Consider the following 23,263-nt stretch of genomic DNA (forward strand, 5'->3'; position numbering starts at 1 on the left):
GACCGGGTAGGCGAGGGCCTCACACCTCGTGCAGATAGAGGTGGTAGTCGAGCTCGCTCACCGTCCGCGCGACGCGCAGGTATTCGCTCTCCTTGATGGCGGTGAAGGTGCGGTGAAGGTCTGTACCGAGCGCCGTCTTCAGGAAGTCGGACGCCTTGGCCGCCTCGATGGCGCTGCGCCAGTCGGCCGGCATCAGGCCGCGCGATGCATCGGCCGCCTCGTAACCGTTGCCGGTGGTCTCCGGACCGGGATCGAGCCGCTCGTCCATACCCTTGGCGATGCCGCCAAGCACTGTTGCCGCGACGAGATACGGATTGGCGTCGACGCCGGACGGACGATGCTCGATGCGCCGGTTCTTCGCGTCACCCGCCGGCACGCGTAGCGCAACCGATCGGTTGTTGACGCCCCAGGTCGGCGCGATCGGGGCGTAGGATTGCGAAACGAAGCGCCGCCACGAATTGGCGTGGGGCGCAAACACCAGCATGGATTCGGCCATGGTCGCGGAAAGGCCGCCGAGGGCGTGCAGCAGGTTGGACGACCAGGCACCCTCCTTCGCTTCGGTGAACACGTTTCGCCCGGCATCGTCGAGAAGGGAGACGTGCAGGTGCATGCCGGAGCCGGCATACTTCTCGATCGGCTTGGCCATGAAGCAGGCGGTGACGCCGTGGCGGCGGGCCTGCGCGCGGACCAACCGCTTCAGCATGATCAGGTCGTCGGCGGCGCGCAGGATGTCCTTGCGATAGTTGAGGGTAAGCTCGTACTGCCCCGGAGCATATTCCGAGATGATCGTCTCGGCCGGTATGCCCTGCAGGCGTGCTGCGGCGTAGATGTCCGAGAAGAGCGGCTCCATGCCGTGCAGGTGGTCGACGGAGTAGACCTCGGTCTTGCCGCTGGCGCGACCGTCGAGGATGGCGCGGGCGGGCTGGCCCTTGCCGTCGGAGTCCCGGTCGTTCGACAAGAGGAAGAATTCGAGTTCGAAGGCGCCGGCGGGGTGCAGGCCCTTCGCCGCGAACTCTTCGACCTGCCGCTGCAGGGCGTGGCGCGGGTCCGAGGTCATCGGCTGGCTGTCGAGATGGTACATGCCCATCAGGACCTGTCCGCGCGCCGGGCTGGTGCCGTGCAGGGGCGTGAGCGTGCCGGGGATGGGCCATGCGCGGAGGTCGCCGTCGCCGGAATCCCAGATCAGGCCGGTCTCGTGCACGTCCTCGCCGGTTATGTCGAGGCCAAGGATGGAGATCGGCATGTGCCGGCCGTTCTCGTAGACCGCCTTCAGTTCGTGCCGGCGGATGATCTTGCCGCGGCCCACTCCGTTGGTGTCGGTCAGCACTATGTCGAACGCTTCGATGTCGGGATGCGCGTCGAGAAAGTCGGCCGCTTCCTGGAGGGTCGAGCCGGAAGGTGAGGTCATGATGTCAACTCGCGAAACAACCCCCTGACCCGGCCTCCGCGTCGCCAGCCAGTTTCCTATCCCGGTGGGAGAAAGACAGAAGCCAGGCGACGGAGGCCGGGTCAGGGGGCCTTGGGTACTCAGCCTCGCATTGACATCATACGGCCAGCATTTCTGCAACCTCGCCGAACGCCGCGACCAGCCGGTCGACCTGTCGTCGCGTGGTAGCCGGCGAAACGAGCATCATGTTGTGGAACGGGGCGATCAGTACGCCGCGGTTGACCAACGCGACATGGATCGCGGCCTCCAGGTCCGGACGATGCGCGGCCTCCGCCTCGCTGCCGTTGCGCAGCGGACCCGGCGCGCAGATGAACTCGACGCGGGCGCCGACGCGGGCCACGTGCCACGGGAGGGCGTTGGCTTCGATTGCGCGGGAGAGCCCTGCCGTGAGCCGCGCGGCGAGCGCGTCCATATGCGCATAGTTCGCCTCGGTCATCACCTCTTCCAGCGTTGCCCGCATGGCCGCGAACTGCAGCGGATTGGCCGACAGCGTCGTGCCCATGCCCGAGTAGCCGGGCTCCTTGGCCAGATTATAGGCACGATAGCGCGCCGCAACCTCGTCGCTCATGCCCCAGATCGACGCCGGCACGCCGCCAGCGACCGGCTTGCCCAGCACGAACAGGTCCGGTTCGAGGCCGTGCCTGCGCGTATAGCCGCCGACGGCGGTCGAGACCGTGTGGGTCTCGTCGATCAGGAGCAGCGTGCCGGTGTCGCGCGTCAGCCGGCGCAGGCCGTCGTGGAAACCAGGATCGGGCAGCACCATGCAGCTGTTGGTCAGCACCGGTTCGGTGATCACGCAGGCGACGTCGCCTTCGGCAAGTGCAGCTTCCAGCGCCGCAAGGTCGTTGAACTCGACGATTTTCGTATTCCGGGTCAGGTCGCGGAACTCACCGGCAAGCCCCGGCCGATTGGCCGGCCTGCCGTCGACCAGCCGTACCATCGTCTCATCCACCGAGCCGTGGTAGCAGCCGTTGAAGACTAGGATCTTCGGCCGCCCAGTGATGGCCCGGGCGACGCGCAGGGCAAAGCGGTTGGCGTCGGTGGCCGTCGTGGCGATCTGCCAATGCGGCAGGCCGAACCGCTCAACCAGCAGCGCGCCCAGCGCGAGCGCGTCCTCGGACGGCAGCATGTAGGTCAGGCCGCGGCCCGCCTGTCGCCGTATCGCCCGCGCGACCGGAGGCGGGGAGTGGCCGAACATCGAGCCGGTGTCGCCGAGGCAGAAATCGTCCAGCCGGTTGCCATCGATGTCGACGATGGTGGCGCCCCGCGCGCGGTCGACGACGATCGGGAAGGGCGTGGGCCAGTCGGTCATCCAGTGCATGGGCACGCCGCCGAAGAAGCCGGCGATGCCGTTGCCGATGGCCGCTTCGGATTTCGGCCGGGCACGCCGGAACGTCTCAGCTTCGCGCTTGCGCAACTCACGCACCTTGCGGTCGAGCGCCGCGCCCGCCGCCGAATTGTCTGCCATGTCCATGCCCGTCTCCAGTCGCTGCATTGTAACGGGGCGGGCGCGGCCGCTGCAATCGGCAGACATCGAGCGGAAACAGGACTATGGGAGAGGGCGCACGACGATCTGTTTGAGGGGGCCCTGCATGCGCGCATCGATCTTCGCCATCGCCATTCTATCCGGAGTCTTGCCGGCCGCCGCCTCGGGCGGGCTGGACTGCGGCGCGAAAGACAAGAAGGTCGAGTTCAACCTGCATGCCGGGGTCTCGCGCGGCATGGGAAGCGCGATCTTTGCGTTCGAGAGCACCGTCAAGATCAACGATCAGTCGATCGCGGAGGATCTTCGCAAGACCGGCTTCTCGAGGGAAGACGTTGCCCAATACTGGTTGGACGGCAAGGACCTGCGGCTCAACCTCTACCGCGAGCGCGAGGGCGACAAGCCGCACGGCTATGTCGAACTCGTGATCTATACCCAATCCGAGGGCGACGAGATCGGATATGGCGGAACCTATGAACTGACCGTCTATGACGGCGTCGGCGACAATGCCGAGCCCAAGGAGGCGACGTTCAAGGGCGAGGTGGGTTGTTCAGTGGAGTGACATAGCGGGAGGCGCGCTTGGCTAAGCGGCTCTTGGGCGGTCCCGCTGCCTCCGGCAGCTCCCGCCCGTTCGACGCCTTTCATCGTGCCACCGGCACGATGAATTCGCCTTTGACGGACCGACGTCTTACCCAGCCACGTCCACCACGCCGCAGTCACCCGCCTCGCTGCCGAAGGAAATGCGGCGACCCTCGTTGTCCCATGCCATGGAAGTGATGGCGCCCTTGCCGGGACGGCGCAGCAGCACCTCCTTCTGGTCGGCGAAGCGGGCGGCGAGCACCATGCCGTCGGCATAGCCGATCGCCGCGACCTCTTCCGTCGGGTGGCAGGCGACCGACGTCACCATCATGTTGCCGCGGGTGCCGAGCTCCAGCGGGGCCTTGCCCATCGGGCCGTCCTTGCCGGTGAAGGGCCACACGATCGCTGCCGGCGCGCCCGAGCTCGCCAGCCACTTGCCCTTGGCGCTCCACGAAAGGCTTTTCACCTTGGCCGGATAGCCGGACATGCGCATGTGCTTTCCGTCCGCGAGCTTCCATCCGTGCAGCGCGTTCTCCTGCATGGTGGTGACCAGGAACGCGCCGTCGGGCGAAAAGGTGACGCCGGTATGCGCGCCCGCCCATTCTAGCTCGGCCGGCTTGCCGGCGGCGGCGGGGAAATGCAGTGTCGCGCCGTTGTATCGCGCGACCGCGAAGCGCAGGCCCTTGGGCGAGAAGGCGAGGCCTTCCACCGAGCGCGGATGCTGGAATTCCTTGATCGTCCCGTCCGGCAGGCGGCAGAAGGCTGAGCGCCCGACCGCGTAGGCGACGGAGCCCTGCGGCCCGCCGGCGACGCTGGTCACCCATTTCCTGCCGGCCTCGGCCAGCGTTTCAGATGTGCCGTCGGCCTTGGTGGAGACGACCTTGCCGTCCTCGCCGCCGGTGATCAGCCGGCCGGCGGCGGCGTCGAAGTCGGCGGCGAGCAGCCCGTCATGCGCGGTTTCGGATTTGTGGCCGTGATCGAGCCGATGGATGGTTCCATCGGCCAAGCAGAAGAAGGGAACCTCGCCGAGGAAGCCTGCGGCGAGGCAGTGACCGTCGAGGTCGAGAGGGGCGACTGTGGGCATGGCTGGCTGCTAGCTCTGAGGATGCCGATTGGTCAAGCCGCCTGGCAAGCCTCGAAGCTCTGGCGCAGCTTGGTCTCGTCCAGATCGCGGCCGATGAAGACCAGGCGGCTCTCGTGCTTCTCGCCGTCCTTCCACGCACGCTGGTGGTCGCCTTCGATGATCATGTGGACGCCCTGCAGCACGTAACGGTCCGGATCGTCCTTGATGGCGATGATGCCCTTCAGGCGCAGGATGTTGGGCCCCTGCATCTGGGTTATCTTCTCGATCCAGGGGAAGAACTTCTTCGGATCCATTTCGCCGCCTCGCAGCGACACGGAACGCACTGTCACGTCGTGGATCGCCGCCACGTCGTCATGGTGATGGTGGTCGTGGTCATGATGGTGATGATGATGATCGTGGTGGTGATCGTGGTCGCAGTCCGGCCCGCACGCATGGTCGTGATCGTCATGATGATCGTCGGCATCCAGGAAGTGCGGATCGTTCTCCAGCGCCCGCGACAGGTCGAAGGCGCCACGGTCGAGCACTTCCGACAGGGCGACGCCGGAGCGCTGCGTCCGATGGATCTTTGCGGTCGGGTTGATGGCGCGGACGGTGGCCTCGACCTGGGCGAGTTCTTCCGGCGTCACGAGGTCGGTCTTGTTGAGCACGACCACGTCGGCGAAGGCGATCTGGTCCTCGGCTTCCCGGGAATCCTTCAAGCGAAGCGGCAGGTGCTTGGCATCGACCAGCGCCACGACAGCGTCGAGCTTGGTCTTGGAGCGCACGTCGTCGTCCATGAAGAAGGTCTGGGCGACCGGCACGGGGTCGGCAAGGCCCGTCGTTTCCACCACGATCGCGTCGAAGCGACCCGGACGGCGCATCAGGCCTTCCACGACGCGGATGAGGTCGCCGCGCACCGTGCAGCAGACGCAACCATTGTTCATCTCGTAGATCTCCTCGTCGGATTCGACGATGAGGTCGTTGTCGATGCCGATCTCGCCAAACTCATTGACGATCACCGCATAGCGCTTGCCGTGGTTCTCGGACAGGATGCGATTGAGCAGGGTGGTCTTGCCCGCGCCGAGATAGCCGGTCAGCACGGTTACGGGGATTTGGTGCACTGAAGCGTCGGCCATGGGTTCCGATCTCGAATGGGAAGTTGCCTCCATATAGGGGGCTTCGACGCCGATTGCACGGGGTCTCTCGCCGCCCCGAGGCACTGGCCGATGTGACCATGGCATAGCAGGCGGTATCTTGAGGTCACCGACGCCAGCCGCTATTCCGGGGAGGCCGTGCTGTCGAGCGCCAGACTGGGAGGAATGCGTGACCGAACTGCGTCTTGCCGCCACCGATATCCTGCCTACGGATGGCCCCGGTCAACTCGTCGGCCGGGTCTGGTCCAATGAACGCGGCGGACCATGTCCCGTCGTGCTTGACCGGAATGTCCTGCGCGACCTGTCGCCGATTGCCCCCACGATGTCCGGTCTGCTCGAACTGGCGCCGGACGCCATCGGCGACATCGGCAGGCTGCCGACCCTCGGTGGGCTCGACGATTTCCTGAGTGGCGGTTTCGACAAGGGCTCTGCAGGTCAGCTGCTGGCGCCGTGCGACCTGCAGGCGGTCAAGGCGGCGGGCGTCACATTTGCAGGCAGCATGCTGGAGCGCGTCATCGAGGAGCGCGCCAAGGGCGAGCCAGAGCGGGCGGAAGCCATCCGTCGCGAACTCGCCCCGGTGGTGGGCGAAAGCCTGCGCGGCGTCGAGCCCGGCTCGGAAAAGGCGGCGAAGGTGAAAGCGCTGCTGCAGGAACGCGGGCTCTGGTCGCAATATCTCGAAGTGGGCATCGGCCCGGATGCCGAGGTCTTCACCAAGGCGCAGCCCATGTCCTCGGTCGGCTGCGGGGCGAGGGTCGGCGTCAACGCCATGTCGAGCTGGAACAATCCCGAGCCGGAAGTCGTGCTGGCGGTCAATTCGCGCGGCGAGATCCGCGGCGCGGCGCTCGGCAACGACGTCAACCTGCGCGACGTCGAGGGCCGTTCCGCGCTGCTGCTCGGCAAGGCCAAGGACAACAATGGCGCCTGCGCCATCGGCCCGTTCATCCGACTGTTCGATGCAGGCTTCGGGCTTGCCGATGTGGAGGCCGCCGCGGTTTCGCTGCAGATCATCGGACAGGACGGCTTTACCCTCGAAGGCGAGAGCCTGATGAGCACGATATCGCGGCCGCCGGCGGAGATCGTGCGCCAGACGATCGGCAAGAGCCACCAGTACCCCGACGGGTTCATGCTCTTCCTGGGCACGATGTTCGCACCGGTGAAGGACAGGCACGCGCCAGGCCAGGGCTTTACCCACGAGATCGGCGACGAGGTGAGGATCTCCTCCCCGAAGCTCGGCGCGCTGATCAATGTCGTCGATCGCTGCGACGTCATCGATCCCTGGGTCTTTGGCACGCGGGCGCTGATGGAGAACCTGGCCGGACGGGGCCTTCTGCGCTGACCCTCGCCCAATGGTGAAGACGGTGGAAACGCCGTTCTTCACTACTGCCGCATTTGTCATCTAGCTGTTACAATGCTCTGCCATTAGCCGGACGACGTCAGGCTGATTGCCGGCAAAAATTATCCCTGAGTCCAGTTGGGACCAGATGATTTGCCGGATTGGCCGATCCGCAGGTCGAGGGGATGCCGATGGCGAAAACGGATCGAAGCGCGACGATGAACAGGCTGCACGCGGCAGCACGGCTGTCACGCACGGCGCTGGCGGCACGGCTGCTCGATCACGGTTTCTATGCCGGCCAGGACCAGATCATGCTGACGCTGTCGCATGCGGATGGCCAGACCCCCGGCCAGTTGGCCACCAAGCTGGGCGTACGTCCGCCGACGATCACCAAGACCATCAACCGGCTTCAGGCGCAGGGCGTGCTCGACAAGCGCGCTTCCGAGCAGGATGCGCGGCAGGCGCACATATATCTCACCGAGCGCGGCCGGGAAGCCATCCGCGCAATCGAGAAGTCGGTGCGCAAGACCGAGAAACAGGCTCTCAAGGGACTGGACAAAAAAGAGCAAAAAACCCTCGCAAAGCTGCTGGCGCGCGTGGAAGGCAACCTTTCGATCAACGGCGCGGCGGTGATCGAGGACGAGGGCGACACCGAGGAATAGCCGGCCACGCGTTGATTGGGGTTGCGGCGCGGTGCAACGTGGTCCAAGAGCAGGTTGGTTGCCGCCTGCAAGAACTTCAGAGACCGTTGAACAAGCCATCGGAAAGAGCCACGCCGGTTTCGGCGATCCTGCTCGTCTTCACGTCGGGGATCCTGTTCTCCCTGCTCGACGCCAGCGCCAAATTCATGGTCATGTCGGGAATGTCGGCCCCATTCGTGTCCTGGGTCCGCTTCGCCGTACATGTGGGCGTGGTCTTCCTCCTTTTCAGAGGCTGGGCTGACCCGGCCATCTTCCGCTTCAGGTCGCTGCCGGCGCAGATATTGCGCGGCGTCTTCCTGTTCGGCTCGACCTTCTTCAACTTTTTCGCCCTGAAGACGCTGCAACTGGCCGAGACGCAGTCGATTGCGTTCTTCGCGCCGATGGTCATCACGGCGCTTGCCGGGCCGCTGCTGGGTGAGTGGGCGGGCTGGCGACGCTGGGTTGCCGTGCTGGTCGGCTTTGTCGGCGTGCTGGTCGTCACTCGGCCCGGCCTGCAGTCGTTCGAGATCGGACACGTCTACGCGCTCACCGCGACGCTGTGCTACAGCTTCTATGTCATCATGACCCGGCAACTGGGCGCCAGGGAAACGGCGCAAAGCCTGATCTTCTACTCTGCGCTGGCGCCTGCCGTGCTGATGGCGCCGGCCGTTCCATTCACGGCGTCACTGCCACCGGACGTTCTCCACTGGGTCATCCTGGTCGGTCTCGGCTTCCTCGGCGGCTTCGGCCACCTGCTGCTCATCAAGGCGTACCAGCAGGCGACGGCGACCGCTCTGGCGCCCTATCCCTATGTGCAGATCGTCTGGATGACCGCCCTCGGCTATCTCATTTTCGACCAGCTTCCAGATGCATGGACCCTGGTCGGCGCGGGCATCATCGTCAGTAGCGGTCTCTATATCCTGCACCGCGAGCATAGGCTGCGCCTGCGCGATCGCTCGCTGCCGAACGCCGAGGATGAAACGATCGCAAAAGGGCTTTGACATGCCGGGGATCGATGGCATAAGCCCGATTTAAACAGTTTAAATCAGTTGGGCCGGGAGGATGGGGTCTGGCGCAGAAGATCAAGCTTTCGACGATTGCAGATGCGCTCGGCGTGTCGACCGCGACCGTATCGCTCGCGTTGCGCGACAGCCCGCTGGTCGCGGAGACGACGCGCGACAGGATCAAGGAGCACGCCCGCGCGATCGGCTATATCTACAACCGCCGCGCGGCCAGCCTGCGAACCTCGCGATCCGGCATCGTCGGCGTCGTCGTGCACGACATCATGAATCCCTTCTATGCCGAGATCCTGCGCTCCATCGAGATGGAGCTCGACCGCAGCCGGCAAACCTTCATCCTCTCCAATCACTATGACGAACTGGAGAAGCAGCGGAACTTCATCGACACGCTGCTTCAGCTCGGCGCCGACGGGGTCATCATGTCGCCGGCCATCGGCACGCCGCCGGAAGACATCATGGTGGCGGAGCAGAACGGCTTGCCGGCGGTGCTCGTGGCGCGCTCGGTTGAGGGAGCAGATGTGCCGGCCTTCCGCGGCGACGACGCCTATGGCATCGCGCTCGCCACCAACCACCTTATTTCGCTGGGCCACCGCCGCATCGTGATGATCGGCGGCACCGACCAGACCTCGACCGGGCGCGACCGCTACCAGGGCTATGTCAACGCCATGGAGGCGGCGGGCCTGGAACTGAAGCCCGGCTGGCGGCTGCCGGGCCCACGCACCAAGCAGGCCGGGTTCGAGATCGCCAGCCAGTTCCTGGCGTTGAAGGACAAGCCGACGGCGGCCGTCTGCTGGAACGACCTGGTCGCCATCGGCCTCATGAACGGCATCGCCCGCGCCGGCCTGCAGCCGGGATCGCACATATCGGTGACAGGCTATGACGACCTCGAGGAGGCGGCCATCGCGACGCCGGCGCTGACCACGGTCTGGAACGGCCAGCGCGAGGTCGGACGGCGTGCCGCCCGCATCCTGCTCGATCGCCTGAGCGGCGCCGCGGTGAAGACCACGCTGGAGCTTATCCGTCCCGAACTTCACATCCGCCAATCGACCGGACGCCCGGTCGAGCGGAGCTGAGTTTTTCCCAACCGATCGGATCGCCACACATGTCCAAGACCAAGTCGATCGCCATTCTCGTGCCGGGCAACCTCAACGATCACGCCGTCAAGCGCGTCGAGGCGGAATTCGAGATCGTCCGCATCGAGCGGCCGTCTGCCTCTCTGGTGACGCCGGAGATCGCCGCCAGGGTGCGCGGCATCGCCTCCATGGCGGGCGCAGACGCGGGACTGATCGACGCGCTGCCGAAGCTCGAGATCATCGCCAATTACGGTGTGGGCTACGATGCGGTCGACGCACGGCATGCCTCGACGAAGAAGGTCATGGTGACAAACACGCCGGACGTCTTGACCGAAGAGGTCGCCGACACCGCTCTCGGCCTGCTGCTCAATACGGTGCGGGAATTGCCTGCGGCCGAGAACTGGCTTCGTCAGGGGCGCTGGGTGAAGGACGGCAACTATCCGCTGACCGGACTGACTCTACGCGGCCGCCGGGCCGGCATCTTCGGCATGGGCCGCATCGGCCTTGCGATTGCTCGCCGGCTGGAGGCGTTCGGGCTGCCGGTCGAGTACCACAACCGCAGCAAGGTCGAAGGTGTTTCCTATCCTTACCATCCGACGCTGGAGAGCCTTGCCGAATCGGTCGATACGCTGATCTCGGTTGCGCCCGGCACCCCGTCGACGGCGAAGGCGGTCAACGCCGAAATCCTCGGGGCGCTGGGATCGAACGGCGTCTTCGTCAACATCGGACGCGGCAGCACGGTGGATGAGGAGGCGCTGGCCAAGGCACTGCGCGACGGCACGATTGCCGCTGCGGGCCTCGACGTGTTCGCCGACGAGCCGCGCGTCCCGCAGAGCCTGCTCGAAGCGCCCAACGCCTCGCTGCTGCCCCATGTCGGATCGGCGTCGGTCCATACGAGGCGCGCCATGGCGGATCTCTGCGTCGACAATCTCGTTTCCTGGTTCACCGAGAAGAAGGCGGTGACGCCGGTGCCGGAGACGGCAAAGGTGACTGCCGGGGCATGACACCGGCCTCGCGCTACGCGGGGCAACCAAGTGTTAACCATGTTTTGCACACATTTGGCGTGTTTGGAGCCAGCCAATGCGTGCAGTTTCTACATTGGGAATGATTGCTGGATCGATGGCCGTGCTCTGGGTCGTCGCTTCGGCAACGGACGGTAACACGACCGCGGGCGAGGCAGTGCTCGATCCGGCTGGGCTATCGCCCGCCACTTACCGCATGTCGTCGGTGAAGGCGCAGACCTCCTGCAACGTCGCCAAATCGCGCGGCCACGGCGGCGTCGCGGTGCTGGAGCCTGAGCCCGGCTGCGAGCAGGTACTGCCCGGCGTGACGCGCGCCGCAGTCTGGCGCGAGCGGTCCGACGGATCCGTCGAATTCGAGGCGAGGGACGGCGAAGCGCTCGTCGCGTTCTCGGTGGCTGACGGTGTCGCCTACGAATCCTTCGCGCCGCGCGAAGCGCTGATCACGCTCACGGAAATCGAGTAGCTATTCGGCAGCCTGCGCGAGCACGCCCCTGCCTTGCGCGCGCGCCCGGGCCGCGGCGCCGAACGCCTGGAAAATCTTAAGCGAATTGCCGTCCGACTTGACCCAGTATTCAGGGTGCCACTGCACGCCGACGGCGAAAGCGCGGGCGTCCTTCACCGAAACGGCCTCGATGGTGCCGTCTTCAGCCACCGCCTCGACCTGCAGCCTCGGGCCGAGCCGGTCGATGGCCTGGCGGTGCACGGAGTTGATCATGATGTCGCCGGCCCCGAACACGCCGGCCAGGCAGCTGCCCGGCTTGATGGTGACCGCCTGACGGATGGCGAAGCGCTCGTCCTGCTTGTCGCTTTCCGGCGCACGATGGTCCATGACGCCTTCTCGCTCCTGGATCTCCGTCGCCAGCGTGCCGCCGAGCGCTACGTTGAGCTCCTGGATACCGCGGCAGATGGCGAGCAGCGGCACGCCGCGCTCGATCGCCTTGCGGATCAGCGGCAAGGTCGTCGAATCGCGGAGCGGATCGTAGGGGCCGTTGGCCTCGGAGGCCTCGCCGCCATAGAGCGAGGGATGAACATTTGACTTCGAGCCGGTGACCATGACGCCGTCCACCCGCTTCAGCAAGCCATCCAGGTCCAGCCGCTCGCCAAAGGAGGGCACCAGCAGCGGCAGCACCCCTGCGCCGGAGATGGCGGCCTCGAGATACTGACGCGGCGCCGCGTGCCACGTGTAGTTCTCGAATTCCTTCACGTCGGTGGAGACGGCAACGAGAGGCTGTGACATCGAATACCTTGCCTGAAATGGCCGCGCGCGCAGCGGCTGGACGCCAAATCTAAGGCTTCGCCGCGGCTTTTCCAACGGGGAAGCTGCCGAAATCATGCGGTCCACAAGCACAGCCTACAACTATAGTCTGAGACATGCTTGCGGAAAGCTAACTATCGGGAAGAAATAGCGATTCGTCATCGGTCTCTGGCTGGACAGGGAACCATCGCACGTTATGGTGCCGCTTCGTCCCGGCCAAACTCGAAGTCTGCGAAGGGCCAGCGGCCGAATTGATCCAGCAAGGAGGAAATTAATGGATCGTCGCTCATTCATCCGGAAGGCCGGCGCGACCGGCGTCGGCGCTGCCGCCGCCACCGCGCTAGCCGCACCGGCCATTGCCCAGTCCAACCCGAAGGTGACCTGGCGTCTTGCCTCGTCTTTCCCGAAATCGCTCGACACCATCTATGGCGGCGCCGAGGTGTTCTCGAAGATGCTTTCGGAAGCGACCGACGGCAATTTCACCGTGCAGGTTTTCGCCGCTGGTGAGATCGTTCCCGGATTGCAGGCGGCCGACGCCACCACTGCCGGCACCGTCGAGGCCTGCCACACGGTGGGTTACTATTACTGGGGCAAGGATCCCACGTGGGCGCTGGGCGCGGCCGTTCCTTTCGCGCTCAACGCGCGCGGCATGAATGCATGGCTCTATCACGGCGGCGGCATCGACCTCTACAACGAGTTCCTGGGCGGTCAGGGCCTCGTCGGCTTCCCGGGCGGAAACACCGGCGTGCAGATGGGTGGCTGGTTCCGCAAGGAAATCAACACCGTGGCCGACCTTTCCGGCCTCAAGATGCGCGTCGGCGGCTTCGCCGGCAAGGTGCTGGAGAAGCTCGGCGTCGTGCCGCAGCAGCTTGCGGGCGGCGACATCTATCCGGCCCTCGAGAAAGGCACGATCGACGCTGCCGAATGGGTAGGACCTTATGACGACGAAAAGCTGGGCTTTCAGAAGGTCGCGCCGTTCTACTACTACCCCGGCTGGTGGGAAGGCGGGCCGACCGTCCACCTGATGTTCAACAAGGCGAAGTTCGAAGAGCTTCCGGCCAACTACAAGTCGCTGGTCCGCACGGCTGCTCAGGCGACCGACGGCGACATGCTGGCCAAGTACGACTACAAGAACACCGGCGCCATCAAGAGCCTGGTCGCCAACGGCGCGCAACTGCGCCCGTTCAGCCAGGAGATCCTGTCAGCCTGCTTCGACAAGTCCAACGAGGTCTATACCGAGATGACCGGCTCGAACCCCGGCTTCAAGAAGATCTGGGATTCGATCACCGCGTTCCGCAAGGACTACTTCCTCAATGCGCAGGTGGCCGAATACAACTACGACACCTTCATGATGATCCAGCAGCGCGCCGGAAAGCTCTAACTATTTCATACATGCGCTGCAAGAAACGGCCCCGGATTTCGGGGCCGTTTTGATTCTGAAATCCGGTTTGCCGACAGTCGTGGACGAAATGTCGCAGGCGTGTATTCTTCGGTGGCGCCGGTGAGTCAAAATAATCGGCCCCGGTGCGATTGATCCAGAACCGGAGGAAACCATGGATCGCCGCAAATTCATCAGGAAAGCCGGATGGGCCAGCGTCGGTGTCGCTACAGGAGCGACATTGAGCGCACCCGCAATAGCTCAGTCCATGCCGAAGGTCAGTTGGCGCTGCACGTCGTCGTTCCCCAAGGCGCTCGACACCATCTTCGGTGCGGCGGACACCATGGCGGACTACGTCCGCGAATCGACCGACGGAAATTTCGACATCCAGACATTCGCAGCGGGGGAGATCGTGCCCGGCCTGCAGGCGGCAGATGCGGTCTCGGCCGGAACCGTGGAGTGCTGCCACACCGCCTCCTACTACTTCTGGGGCAAGGACCCGACCTACGCGCTCGCCACCGCCGTGCCATTCATGTTCAACGACAGGCAGATGAACGCCTGGCTCTATTATGGCGGCGGCAACGACCTGCTGAATGAGTTCTATGCGACGCAGAACCTGTTCGGGCTGGCCGCGGGCAACACAGGGGCGCAGATGGGCGGCTGGTACCGCAAGGAGATCAACACGGTCGACGACCTCAAGGGCCTGAAGATGCGCATCGGCGGCTTCGCCGGCAAGGTCATGGAAAAGCTCGGCCTGGTTCCGCAGCAGATCGCCGGCGGCGACATCTATCCGGCGCTCGAGAAGGGCACGATCGACGCCGCCGAATGGGTTGGCCCGTATGACGACGAGAAGCTCGGCTTCTACAAGGTCGCCAAATACTATTACTATCCCGGCTTCTGGGAGGGTGGCCCGACGCTGCACACGCTCATCAACCTGTCGAAGTGGAACGAGTTGCCGAAGCACTACCAGGCGGCCCTGCGGTCTGCCTGCGAGGCGGCGAATTGCGACATGATGGCGAGCTACGACCACAAGAACCCGGGGGCGGTGAAGCGGCTGGTGGCTGGCGGCGCGCAGCTCAGGCCATTCAGCCAGGAGATCCTGTCGGCCTGCTTCGATGCCGCCAATTCGACCTATGCCGAAATCTCGGCGTCGAACCCGGGGTTCAAGAAGGTGTTCGACAGCCAGGTGGAGTTTCGCAAGGACGCCTATCTGTGGGCACAGATCTCGGAATACACCTTCGACACCTTCATGATGATCCAGCAGCGGGCGGGAAAGCTGTAGCGAACGCCCGGAGGGGTATCCCGACGAAAGAAGACAAGGGCGCAATACGCCCTTGTCCTTTTCAAGCGAAGTCTCTCGCGCGCCGGCGCATCGAGGATCGCCGGCCACACCGGCGACCCGTCAGTTGAAACTCGGCGGCTTTGACAGGTCCGGTTGCGGCGCGGGCGCCGGCTGGGCCGGTGCCGTGGTCCCGAAACTCGGCGGCGCGGAGAGGTCGTTGGCGGGCGGGTTGGCCGCTCCGCCACCCTCCGCCGGCGGCTGTCCGCCGATAGGCGGCAGGCCGAGGCCAGGCAGGCCGGGCTGGCCCGGAGCGCCGCCGCCGAACGGCGGCACGACGATCTCGACGTCGGCCGGGTTCACGACGGGTCCCTTGTAGTGCATCACCATCTGCGGGAAGGCGATGGTGAGCCCCACCATGATCACCTGGATGCAGACGAAGGGAACCGCACCCCAGTAGATCTGGCCGGTGGTCACGGGCTGGATCGTCTTCTTGGTGATCTTGTCCAGATAGGGTATCCGCGCCGCGACCGAGCGCAGGTAGAACAGCGCGAAGCCGAAGGGCGGGTGCATGAAGCTGGTCTGCATGTTGATACCGAGCAGCACACCGAACCAGATCAGGTCGATGCCGAGCTTGTCGGCGGCGGGGGCCAACAGCGGCACGATGATGAAGGCCAGCTCGAAGAAGTCGAGGAAGAAGGCCAGCAGAAAGACCAGTATGTTCACGACGATGAGGAAGCCGACCTCGCCGCCCGGCAGCGACACCAGCAGGTGCTCGACCCAGAGATGGCCGTTGACGCCGTAGAAGGTGAGCGAGAACACACGGGCCCCGATGAGGATGAACATGACGAAGGCCGAGAGCCGCGTCGTCGACATCAGCGCCTGCTTGACCACCTCGAGGTTCAGCCGGCCCTTGGCGGCGGCCATGATCAGCGCGCCGACGGCGCCCATCGCGCCGCCTTCGGTGGGGGTCGCGATGCCCAGGAAGATGGTGCCGAGCACCAGGAAGATGAGCGCCAGCGGCGGGATCAGCACGATGATGACCTGCTGCGCCAGGCGGGACATCATGTTGAAGTTGAGGGCCTTGTCGACGATGGCGACGATATAGATGAAGACGATGCCGACGGTTGCGCCCCATATGTCGGCGTTCGGCCCTTGCGTCGGCGTCAGATAGACGTGGGCGGCATAGGCGATGGCCGCGCATGCGGCCAGGGCGACGACGAGCGACGTGACGCCATGCCCCAACGTACGAGCCTCCAGCGGCAGCGCCGGCATGGCGTTGCGGTTCCAGAAGCTCATCAGCAGGATGTAGCTCATGTAGAGGCCGGTCAGCACCAGGCCGGGAATCAGCGCTCCCGCATACATGTCGCCGACGGAGCGACCGAGCTGGTCGGCCAGCACGATGAGCACCAGCGAGGGCGGGATGATCTGCGCCAGCGTTCCAGACGCGGCGATGACGCCGCTGGCGACGCGCCGGTCGTAGCCGTAGCGAAGCATGATCGGCAGCGAGATCAGCCCCATCGCGATGACCGAGGCGGCGACCACGCCAGTCGTGGCGGCGAGCAGCGCGCCGACGATGATCACGGCATAGGCCAGGCCGCCGCGGATCGGGCCGAAGAGCTGGCCGATCGTGTCGAGCAGGTCCTCGGCCATACCGGATCGTTCGAGCACGATGCCCATGAAGGTGAAGAAGGGGATCGCCAGCAGCGTGTCGTTCGACATCACCCCCCAGAAACGCTCAGGCAGGGCGTAGAGCAGCGGCCAGTCCAGGCTGATGGTGCCGTTGGAGAGCGGCGCCAGCTCGACGCCGATGAAGAAGAACAGAAGGCCGTTGGCGGCCAGCGAAAACGCCACCGGATAGCCCAGCAGCATGAAGATGATGAGCGAGAAGAACATGATCGGCGCCATGTTCTGGGCGATGAACTCGATCACTGGCGCACCTCCTCGGCGATCGCCTTGCCTTCGAGTTCCGCGGCCTCATGGGCCGAGACGAACGGGTTGGGGTCCTCCATGTCCCCGCGCATCACCGCGATCTTCTTGATGATCTCCGAGACGCCCTGCAGCCCGAGCAGGGTGAAGCCGATCAGCAGCAATGCCTTGGCCGGCCACAGGATCAGGCCGCCCGCATTGGTCGATACCTCGCCGGAGCGGAACGACAGGCTCACATAGGGGACGAAGTAGTAGATCATCAGAAGGACGAACGGCATCAGGAAGAAGACGTGGCCGAACAGGTCAATCCAGTGCTGAACACGCCGGGAGAACATGCCGTAGACGATGTCGATGCGGATGTGTTCGTTCTGCTTCAGCGTATAGGCGGCGGCAAGCAGGAACGCCGCGCCGAACAGATACCATTGAAGCTCGAGCCACGCATTGGACGAGATGTTGAACGTCTTGCGAATGACTGCGTTGCCGGCGCTGACCAGTATCGAGACCAGGATCAGCCACGCCACCCACTTGCCGACGATTTCGTTAAGACGATCGATTGCTCTGGAAAGAGCGATGAGCCCTGCCATTGTTCCTCCGGCTTTCGCTGTTGTCTACCGGGGTTCCCCTGTTTTTCCGGCAGCCGCGACTGCAAAAGCGTATGAAGGCTGGGGCCCTCAAGGTCAACACGACTTCAGACGTAGACGCAGCGGCACATCAGGCCCGCTCGGTTTCGTCGCGTTCGTTCGGACGCAGAACGAGAAGCGTGACCAGTCCCGCGAACATGGCGGCGTCGCGCCATTCGATGGCGAAGTAGCCGGACCACAGCGCTTCCGCGATGCCGAAGATCATGGCGCCTCCTGCCGCCTGCAGAGGCGAGCGATAGCCTCCGACTGCGGTCACGAACAGGACCTTGAGGCCAAAAATCAGGCCCGTTCCGAAACTGATGTTCCCGAAGTAAAGGGCGGCAAGGATGCCGGCGACCGCAGCCGCCATCGAGCCGCCGAGGACGGCGCCACGGAAAACGCGGTCGGCGTCGACGCCGCAGAGCTCGGCTGCCGCCGAATCGTCGCATACGGCGCGCCACTGACGGCCGTAGCTGGACCTTTGGAGGAGCAGGGCAGCGACGCCGATGAGCGAGGCGATAAGCGCGCAATTGACCAGCTGGATCACGGTCAGGGTGACACGGAAACCGTCCGCGGCTGCAAAGACCACCGGGGCGGCCAGCATCGGCGGCAGCCAGAAGTCTTTCGTGTCGGCGCCGATTCGGACCAGTTCCATGAGAACGATCGAGACGCCAAGCGTCGCCGTCACGATGGTGTTGGGCGAACTCTTCGCCAGCGGCGCGAAGACCTTTCTGGAGAGGACCTCGCTGACCAGAACCGCGTAGAGCAGTGCGGCGGCGGTCCCGAGCGCGATGGTTGCGGGAAGCGTGAGGAACAGGACGTACCATCCGAACACGGCAACCAGGATAGCCGTCTGGCCACAGAATGCGAACACGGCGCCGTAGGCCAGGTTCGTACGCTTAAGCACGCCATTTGTCAGCGCGTAGCCAAAAGCCAGCAGGGCGTAGAGCGCGCCGCTGTGCAGACCGTTCATCACCTGCTGGAGGAAGTAGAGCATCGCGCCGATCCGACTGGGCGACCTGCCGAGCCGCGAAAAATGTGCACTTGATGATCTAACTTGTCAAATACGATTCACTAGTTAGAATTCACTGCATGTCGGTCATCTGGACTCCGCATCGCTTCACCGGCGGCGTGCTTGCGCTCGACACGGCGAATACCGTCGTGCTGCGCCACGACGCGTCACGCAGTTTCGACCGATTCGAAGATCCGGCCGAGATCGGGCGGTTCGCCGAGGCGGCGAGCAGCTTCCGTTCGGCCGAGCTGGGCGGGAGAAGGCTTGCCGCCCCAAATCCGACGCTCGTTCACGGCAAGGTGCTGGCGATCCGGGAAGCGACCGACGGCGCGCTGCGCGCGAACGCCGACGCAGGGTCGATGCCGTCCGGCGCGTTGCAGGCGATGCTCGCCTCATGCGTGGACGGCCTCGATGCCCACCGCTACGAACTCAGCCTTTCCGGCAGGCCCTTTGGCGATCCTTCGACGCCGATCGCGTTCGAGGCAGCGCTCTCCGTATCGGCGTTGTCGCTGCTAGCGCCCGAACGGCTCGGCCGGATCAAGATCTGCGGCAACTGCGGCTGGCTGTTTCTCGATTCGAGCCGCAACTCGAGCCGCCTATGGTGCGACATGGCGGTATGCGGCAACCGGCAGAAGGCGAGGCGGCACTACAAACGGCACAGGGGGCTGCAAGGGGAGGATGGTCATGGCGGCGCATAGGGCCGGAAAGCTGTTGTTCGGCATCGTCCTGCTTGGCGCCGTCGCGCTTGGCGGTTGCCGCGAATCGGCCGGGAAGGGCGACTATTTCGAGATCAGCGGCAGGCTGTTCTCGTTCAATTATCGGGTTGCGACGGCCGTCTACATCGTAACGCTGCGACCGCTGAAACCGATTCAGCAGGGTCAGGTCGCCGTCGCCACCTTCGAAAATCCCGCCGGCGGCGAACCGATCGTGGTCGAGCAGAAGGTGTGGGCCAATCTCGACAAGGTGACAATCGAGAGCCCGCCGCTCGAGTGCGTGGTGAAGGACCGACCGTATTCGGCATCCATCGTCATCAGCGGGCCGGATGGCCAGCAACTGCAGGCGCTCGAGACGACGATCACCTCCGACCTCGATCAGAGCGTCCTGCCTGACCGTCCGCTCGTTATCGGTCCTGTCTATGAACTCAATCCGGAGCTCGCAGGTCACCCCGATGGCAGGTTGCCGCAGGGCAGGGGAGTGACGTGTCCAAAGTGAGTCCGCCGTTGCATCCCGGCCGGACGGGCCTCCGTCCGCCGATTTCGTTTGACGCGCCCTGCGCTGGCGGGAAGACTGTACTCCTGACCCGCACGTGAGCCGCGTCGAATCGCGACTTTCGCAGAGGACCTTGCTGATGACGCTTCACGACGTCGCGCTTTCCGACAAATTCGACCTTGGGAAAGAGCGGATCTTCGTCACCGGAGCGCAGGCCGTGGTGCGCATGTTGCTCATGCAGCGCGAGCGCGACCGTCTGGCGGGGTTGAAAACGGGCGGCTTCATTTCCGGGTATCGCGGTTCGCCGCTCGGCGGCCTGGACATGCAGCTCTGGAAGGCCAAGGCCGAACTCGCCGCGGCCGACATCGTGTTCCAGCCCGGCCTCAACGAGGAACTGGCGGCAACAGCCTGCTGGGGCACGCAGCAGGCGGAACTCATGGGCGACGGCAGATATGACGGCGTCTTCTCCGTCTGGTATGGAAAAGGACCCGGCGTGGACCGCGCGGGCGACGTGTTCCGCCACGCCAATCTCGCGGGCTCGTCGCCCCACGGCGGCGTTCTGGCGCTGATGGGCGACGACCACATGGCCGAATCGTCGACCAACGCCCACGCGACCGAGTTCCATTTCGTCGATTCGATGATCCCCATCCTCAACCCCGCCGGGGTGCAGGAACTGATCGACTACGGCCTTTACGGCTATGCGCTGTCGCGCTTCGCCGGCACGTGGACGGCCATCAAATGCGTCAAGGACAACATCGAATCGACGGCTTCGGTCGATGCGTCCCTGTCGCGGCTTTCGATCGTGCTGCCGGAATTCGACATGCCGCTGGGCGGTCTGTCGATCCGCCATGAGATCAACATGCTCGGGCAGGAGGAACGCCTGCATGAGTTCAAGAGGCCCGCCATGGCCGCCTTCATCCGCGCCAACGACATCAATCGCATCGTCTATTCAGGCGGCCAGAGCCCGAAGCTCGGCATCATTACGGTCGGCAAGAGCTATCTGGACGTCCGCCAGGCGCTGGAAGACATCGGCGTCGACGAGCGCCGCGCCAACCAGATCGGGGTGCGTCTGTTCAAGGTCGGCTGCCCGTGGCCGCTGGACTACGAGCACATCAGGGAGTTCGCCTGCGGCCTCGACATGATCGTGGTGGTGGAGGAGAAGCGTTCGCTGATCGAGACACAGGTGCGCGAAAACCTCTACGGGCGCGCCGAGCAGCCGGTGGTCGTCGGCAAGCGGGACGAGCGCGACGCGTGGCTGTTCCCGGCAAAAGGAGCGCTCGATCCCAACGACATCGCGATCGCGCTCGGCGAACGCATCCTCAGGGTGATCGGCCCCTCGGAAGAGATCGCGGCCAAGGTGGCGCGGCTGAAGCAATACCAGGCCATGCTTACCGAAACCAAGGACGTCGGCGTCCGCACGCCGTACTTCTGCTCGGGCTGTCCGCACAATTCGTCCACCAAGGTTCCGGAAGGCTCCATTGCGGCGGCCGGGATCGGCTGCCATTTCATGGCGCTGTGGATGGACCGGTCGACCGTCGGCTTCACGCAGATGGGGGGCGAGGGCGCCCAATGGGTCGGCCAGGCGCCGTTCTCGACGCGCGACCACATTTTCCAGAACCTCGGCGACGGCACCTACAACCATTCGGGCGTTCTGGCTCTGCGCTTCGCGCTGTCCGCCAACGCCAACCTCACCTACAAGATCCTCTTCAACGACGCTGTCGCGATGACAGGCGGACAAGGCCATGACGGCGGCCTGACCGTCGACATGATCGCGCAGCAGGTGCGCGCGGAGGGCGTCGACCGCATCGCGATCGTCACCGACGAGCCGGGAAAGTATGCCGGGAAGGTTACGTTTCCGAACGGTGCGACCATCCATCACCGGGACGAAATGGACGGGGTGCAGCGCGATCTGCGCGAGGTCAAGGGCGTCTCCGTGCTGATCTACGACCAGACCTGCGCTGCCGAGAAGCGCCGCCGCCGCAAGCGCGGCACGTTCCCCGACCCGGACCGGCGGGTCATCATCAACGAACTGGTCTGCGAGGGCTGCGGCGACTGCGGGGTGCAGTCCAACTGCGTCTCCGTGCAGCCGGTCGAGACCGAATTCGGCCGCAAGCGCCGCATCGACCAGTCGAGCTGCAACAAGGACTTTTCCTGCGTCAACGGCTTCTGCCCATCGTTCGTGACGGTGCACGGCGCCAAGCTTCGCAAGGCGGCCGGCGTTGCGGGAGGGACCGATCCGCTCGAGGGCCTGCCGACGCCGAGTCCATTCGAGCTGGGCAGCGGCGGCTGGTCGGCGATCCTCAACGGCGTCGGCGGTACCGGCGTCGTGACGATCGGCGCCATCCTCGGCATGGCCTCCCATCTGGAAGGCAAGGGCGCGGGGCTCATCGACATGGCGGGTCTGGCGCAGAAAGGTGGCGCGGTGTTCACCCATATGCGGATCGCCCGGTCGCCCGACGATATCAATGCGATTCGCGTTTCTGCCGGGAAGGCGGACCTCATCCTGGGCTGCGATCTCGTCGTCTCCGGAAACAAGAAGGTGCTTTCGGCGGCACGCGAGAACCACACTCTCTTCGTCGCCAACACGGCGGAAGTCATGCCGGGCGATTTCGCGCGCACCGCCGACTTCTCGCTGCCGACCGAGCGCTTGAAGAAGGCAATTCGTGCGGCGGCGGGCGAAAGCAGGGCCCACTTCTTCGATTCGACCCGCGCAGCGACTGCCCTCTTCGGCAATTCCGTGGGTGCCAACATGTTCATGCTCGGCTTCGCCTTCCAGCATGGCGGCCTGCCGCTCTCCGCGGAAACCATCGAGCGGGCGATCGAACTCAACGGTCAGGCGGTCGCCATGAACATCGCCGCCTTCCGCTGGGGCCGTCGCGCCGCATACGAGCCCAAACTTGTCGAGGAACTTATCGGGCAGCAGTCCGGAGCAGCGGCGGACCGTGGTGTTGCCAAGTCTCTCGACGACATCGTCGCGCGCCGCGCGGACTTCCTCGAAGCCTACCAGAACAAGGCCTATGCCGAACGTTACCGCGCCCGAATCGTACGGCTGCGCGCGGCTGAAGAGAATGCCGCGCCGGGCTCCACTGCAGTGACCGAGGCTGCGGCACGAAGCCTGTTCAAGCTGATGGCGATCAAGGACGAGTACGAGGTCGCCAGGCTCTACTCGGACGGATCATTCATGCGGCAGATTGCCGGCGCTTTCGAAACCTACGAGCGCCTGGAGTTTCATCTGGCTCCGCCCATCCTCGGGCGCACCGATGCGAGCGGCAAGCCGCGGAAATCGGCCTTCGGGCCGTGGATGATGAAGGGGTTCAGGCTGCTGGCGGCGCTGAAAGGACTGCGCGGCAGCATCTTCGACGTCTTTGGACATACAGAAGAGCGACGCGAGGAACGTCGGCAGCTGGCGCAGTTCGAAGCCGACCTCGATCTCATCGGGAGCGCATTGACTGCGGAAAAGGCGGAGGCTGCAACCGCCCTGGCCTCGGTCCCGATGCTGATCCGGGGTTACGGCCACGTCCGCAAGGCGTCGGCCGTCAAAGCGCAAGCCGAACGCGCCCGCCTATTCGAACGCTTTGCGAGCCCGCGACAGACGGTGAGGTTGGAAGCGGCCGAATGACCTCCGGCGGGCCTGCCTCGGGCCCGTCCCATTTGGCCACGCTCGCCGTTCTCGCCTAAACGACGCTGTCGTCTAAGCAATTCTTAATTCCAGCATGGCATGCTGCGTA

At 64.8% G+C, this 23,263-nt stretch carries 20 protein-coding genes; 12 read left to right on the forward strand and 8 right to left on the reverse strand.

The window, feature by feature from the left end; translation table 11 throughout:
* Nucleotides 1-19: 19 nt before the first annotated feature.
* Together PD284_RS08105 and PD284_RS08110 are read right to left on the reverse strand one after the other, a co-directional pair.
* On the reverse strand, nt 20-1,408 hold the full coding sequence (locus tag PD284_RS08105) for a glutamine synthetase family protein (protein ID WP_274627702.1): 1,389 nt from the start codon (nt 1,406-1,408) through the stop codon (nt 20-22).
* Nucleotides 1,409-1,544: 136 nt separating this feature from the next.
* Nucleotides 1,545-2,921 carry an aspartate aminotransferase family protein gene (locus PD284_RS08110; protein WP_274627703.1) on the reverse strand — a complete coding sequence of 459 codons (1,377 nt, stop codon included), beginning with the start codon at nt 2,919-2,921 and terminating at the stop codon, nt 1,545-1,547.
* Nucleotides 2,922-3,039: 118 nt separating this feature from the next.
* Between PD284_RS08110 and PD284_RS08115 the strand changes: the two genes are divergently transcribed.
* Nucleotides 3,040-3,492, forward strand: a complete 453-nt coding sequence (locus tag PD284_RS08115; RefSeq protein WP_274627704.1) for a hypothetical protein — start codon at nt 3,040-3,042, stop codon at nt 3,490-3,492.
* A 126-nt stretch (nt 3,493-3,618) separates the two neighbouring features.
* Here the strand turns inward: PD284_RS08115 and PD284_RS08120 are convergent, their stop codons facing one another.
* Nucleotides 3,619-4,593 (reverse strand): WD40 repeat domain-containing protein, encoded by a 975-nt coding sequence (locus PD284_RS08120; protein ID WP_274627705.1) that lies wholly within the window; start codon nt 4,591-4,593, stop codon nt 3,619-3,621.
* A gap of 32 nt (nt 4,594-4,625) precedes the next feature.
* Entirely contained in the window at nt 4,626-5,708 is a 1,083-nt protein-coding gene (locus PD284_RS08125) for a CobW family GTP-binding protein (protein ID WP_274627706.1), read from the reverse strand.
* A 187-nt stretch (nt 5,709-5,895) separates the two neighbouring features.
* Between PD284_RS08125 and PD284_RS08130 the strand changes: the two genes are divergently transcribed.
* The 6 genes from PD284_RS08130 (at nt 5,896) to PD284_RS08155 (ending at nt 11,316) form a co-directional block, all read left to right on the forward strand.
* Complete coding sequence (locus tag PD284_RS08130; protein ID WP_274627707.1) at nt 5,896-7,062, forward strand: fumarylacetoacetate hydrolase family protein; 1,167 nt, start codon at nt 5,896-5,898, stop codon at nt 7,060-7,062.
* 188 nt (nt 7,063-7,250) lie between these two features.
* Complete coding sequence (locus PD284_RS08135) at nt 7,251-7,721, forward strand: MarR family winged helix-turn-helix transcriptional regulator (protein WP_274627708.1); 471 nt, start codon at nt 7,251-7,253, stop codon at nt 7,719-7,721.
* An 86-nt stretch (nt 7,722-7,807) separates the two neighbouring features.
* Nucleotides 7,808-8,740 carry a DMT family transporter gene (locus PD284_RS08140; RefSeq protein ID WP_274627709.1) on the forward strand — a complete coding sequence of 311 codons (933 nt, stop codon included), beginning with the start codon at nt 7,808-7,810 and terminating at the stop codon, nt 8,738-8,740.
* Nucleotides 8,741-8,808: 68 nt separating this feature from the next.
* Complete coding sequence (locus tag PD284_RS08145) at nt 8,809-9,831, forward strand: LacI family DNA-binding transcriptional regulator (RefSeq protein WP_274630572.1); 1,023 nt, start codon at nt 8,809-8,811, stop codon at nt 9,829-9,831.
* Nucleotides 9,832-9,860: 29 nt separating this feature from the next.
* Nucleotides 9,861-10,835: a 2-hydroxyacid dehydrogenase gene (locus tag PD284_RS08150; protein ID WP_274627710.1), complete on the forward strand. Its 975-nt coding sequence runs from the start codon at nt 9,861-9,863 to the stop codon at nt 10,833-10,835.
* Between the two features lie 76 nt (nt 10,836-10,911).
* The gene (locus PD284_RS08155) at nt 10,912-11,316 is read left to right on the forward strand and encodes a hypothetical protein (protein WP_274627711.1); all 405 of its coding nucleotides are present in this window, start codon (nt 10,912-10,914) and stop codon (nt 11,314-11,316) included.
* Here the strand turns inward: PD284_RS08155 and PD284_RS08160 are convergent, their stop codons facing one another.
* Complete coding sequence (locus PD284_RS08160; RefSeq protein ID WP_274627712.1) at nt 11,317-12,090, reverse strand: gamma-glutamyl-gamma-aminobutyrate hydrolase family protein; 774 nt, start codon at nt 12,088-12,090, stop codon at nt 11,317-11,319.
* A gap of 292 nt (nt 12,091-12,382) precedes the next feature.
* Here PD284_RS08160 and PD284_RS08165 point away from each other — a divergent pair, with 292 nt between their 5' ends.
* Together PD284_RS08165 and PD284_RS08170 are read left to right on the forward strand one after the other, a co-directional pair.
* Nucleotides 12,383-13,489, forward strand: a complete 1,107-nt coding sequence (locus PD284_RS08165) for a TRAP transporter substrate-binding protein (RefSeq protein WP_274627713.1) — start codon at nt 12,383-12,385, stop codon at nt 13,487-13,489.
* Between the two features lie 172 nt (nt 13,490-13,661).
* The gene (locus tag PD284_RS08170) at nt 13,662-14,768 is read left to right on the forward strand and encodes a TRAP transporter substrate-binding protein (RefSeq protein ID WP_274627714.1); all 1,107 of its coding nucleotides are present in this window, start codon (nt 13,662-13,664) and stop codon (nt 14,766-14,768) included.
* A 120-nt stretch (nt 14,769-14,888) separates the two neighbouring features.
* Here the strand turns inward: PD284_RS08170 and PD284_RS08175 are convergent, their stop codons facing one another.
* The 3 genes from PD284_RS08175 to PD284_RS08185 form a co-directional block, all read right to left on the reverse strand.
* The gene (locus PD284_RS08175; RefSeq protein WP_274627715.1) at nt 14,889-16,697 is read right to left on the reverse strand and encodes a TRAP transporter large permease; all 1,809 of its coding nucleotides are present in this window, start codon (nt 16,695-16,697) and stop codon (nt 14,889-14,891) included.
* Entirely contained in the window at nt 16,694-17,278 is a 585-nt protein-coding gene (locus PD284_RS08180) for a TRAP transporter small permease subunit (RefSeq protein ID WP_274627716.1), read from the reverse strand. Before PD284_RS08180 ends, PD284_RS08175 begins: the two co-directional genes overlap by 4 nt.
* Nucleotides 17,279-17,405: 127 nt before the next feature.
* Nucleotides 17,406-18,311: a branched-chain amino acid ABC transporter permease gene (locus PD284_RS08185; RefSeq protein ID WP_274627717.1), complete on the reverse strand. Its 906-nt coding sequence runs from the start codon at nt 18,309-18,311 to the stop codon at nt 17,406-17,408.
* Between the two features lie 95 nt (nt 18,312-18,406).
* Here PD284_RS08185 and PD284_RS08190 point away from each other — a divergent pair, with 95 nt between their 5' ends.
* From PD284_RS08190 to PD284_RS08200, 3 genes are all read left to right on the forward strand, one after another.
* Entirely contained in the window at nt 18,407-19,024 is a 618-nt protein-coding gene (locus tag PD284_RS08190; protein ID WP_274627718.1) for a CGNR zinc finger domain-containing protein, read from the forward strand.
* A complete protein-coding gene (locus PD284_RS08195) occupies nt 19,011-19,538 on the forward strand; it encodes a hypothetical protein (protein WP_274627719.1) in 528 nt (175 codons plus the stop codon). Before PD284_RS08190 ends, PD284_RS08195 begins: the two co-directional genes overlap by 14 nt.
* A 136-nt stretch (nt 19,539-19,674) precedes the next feature.
* Entirely contained in the window at nt 19,675-23,154 is a 3,480-nt protein-coding gene (locus tag PD284_RS08200; RefSeq protein ID WP_274627720.1) for an indolepyruvate ferredoxin oxidoreductase family protein, read from the forward strand.
* Nucleotides 23,155-23,263: the final 109 nt, after the last annotated feature.

Source organism: Mesorhizobium shangrilense (assembly GCF_028826155.1).
In the GTDB taxonomy this organism is placed as follows: Bacteria; Pseudomonadota; Alphaproteobacteria; order Rhizobiales; family Rhizobiaceae; genus Arvimicrobium; species Arvimicrobium flavum.

Bases quoted from the DNA above. Each gene is read 5' to 3' on its own strand.
- PD284_RS08105 (WP_274627702.1), bottom strand. From the start codon at position 1,408: ATGACCTCACCTTCCGGCTCGACCCTCCAGGAAGCGGCCGACTTTCTC.
- PD284_RS08110 (WP_274627703.1), bottom strand. From the start codon at position 2,921: ATGGACATGGCAGACAATTCGGCGGCGGGCGCGGCGCTCGACCGCAAG.
- PD284_RS08115 (WP_274627704.1), top strand. From the start codon at position 3,040: ATGCGCGCATCGATCTTCGCCATCGCCATTCTATCCGGAGTCTTGCCG.
- PD284_RS08120 (WP_274627705.1), bottom strand. From the start codon at position 4,593: ATGCCCACAGTCGCCCCTCTCGACCTCGACGGTCACTGCCTCGCCGCA.
- PD284_RS08125 (WP_274627706.1), bottom strand. From the start codon at position 5,708: ATGGCCGACGCTTCAGTGCACCAAATCCCCGTAACCGTGCTGACCGGC.
- PD284_RS08135 (WP_274627708.1), top strand. From the start codon at position 7,251: ATGGCGAAAACGGATCGAAGCGCGACGATGAACAGGCTGCACGCGGCA.
- PD284_RS08150 (WP_274627710.1), top strand. From the start codon at position 9,861: ATGTCCAAGACCAAGTCGATCGCCATTCTCGTGCCGGGCAACCTCAAC.
- PD284_RS08155 (WP_274627711.1), top strand. From the start codon at position 10,912: ATGCGTGCAGTTTCTACATTGGGAATGATTGCTGGATCGATGGCCGTG.
- PD284_RS08160 (WP_274627712.1), bottom strand. From the start codon at position 12,090: ATGTCACAGCCTCTCGTTGCCGTCTCCACCGACGTGAAGGAATTCGAG.
- PD284_RS08165 (WP_274627713.1), top strand. From the start codon at position 12,383: ATGGATCGTCGCTCATTCATCCGGAAGGCCGGCGCGACCGGCGTCGGC.
- PD284_RS08170 (WP_274627714.1), top strand. From the start codon at position 13,662: ATGGATCGCCGCAAATTCATCAGGAAAGCCGGATGGGCCAGCGTCGGT.
- PD284_RS08180 (WP_274627716.1), bottom strand. From the start codon at position 17,278: ATGGCAGGGCTCATCGCTCTTTCCAGAGCAATCGATCGTCTTAACGAA.
- PD284_RS08185 (WP_274627717.1), bottom strand. From the start codon at position 18,311: ATGCTCTACTTCCTCCAGCAGGTGATGAACGGTCTGCACAGCGGCGCG.
- PD284_RS08190 (WP_274627718.1), top strand. From the start codon at position 18,407: ATGTCGGTCATCTGGACTCCGCATCGCTTCACCGGCGGCGTGCTTGCG.
- PD284_RS08195 (WP_274627719.1), top strand. From the start codon at position 19,011: ATGGCGGCGCATAGGGCCGGAAAGCTGTTGTTCGGCATCGTCCTGCTT.
- PD284_RS08200 (WP_274627720.1), top strand. From the start codon at position 19,675: ATGACGCTTCACGACGTCGCGCTTTCCGACAAATTCGACCTTGGGAAA.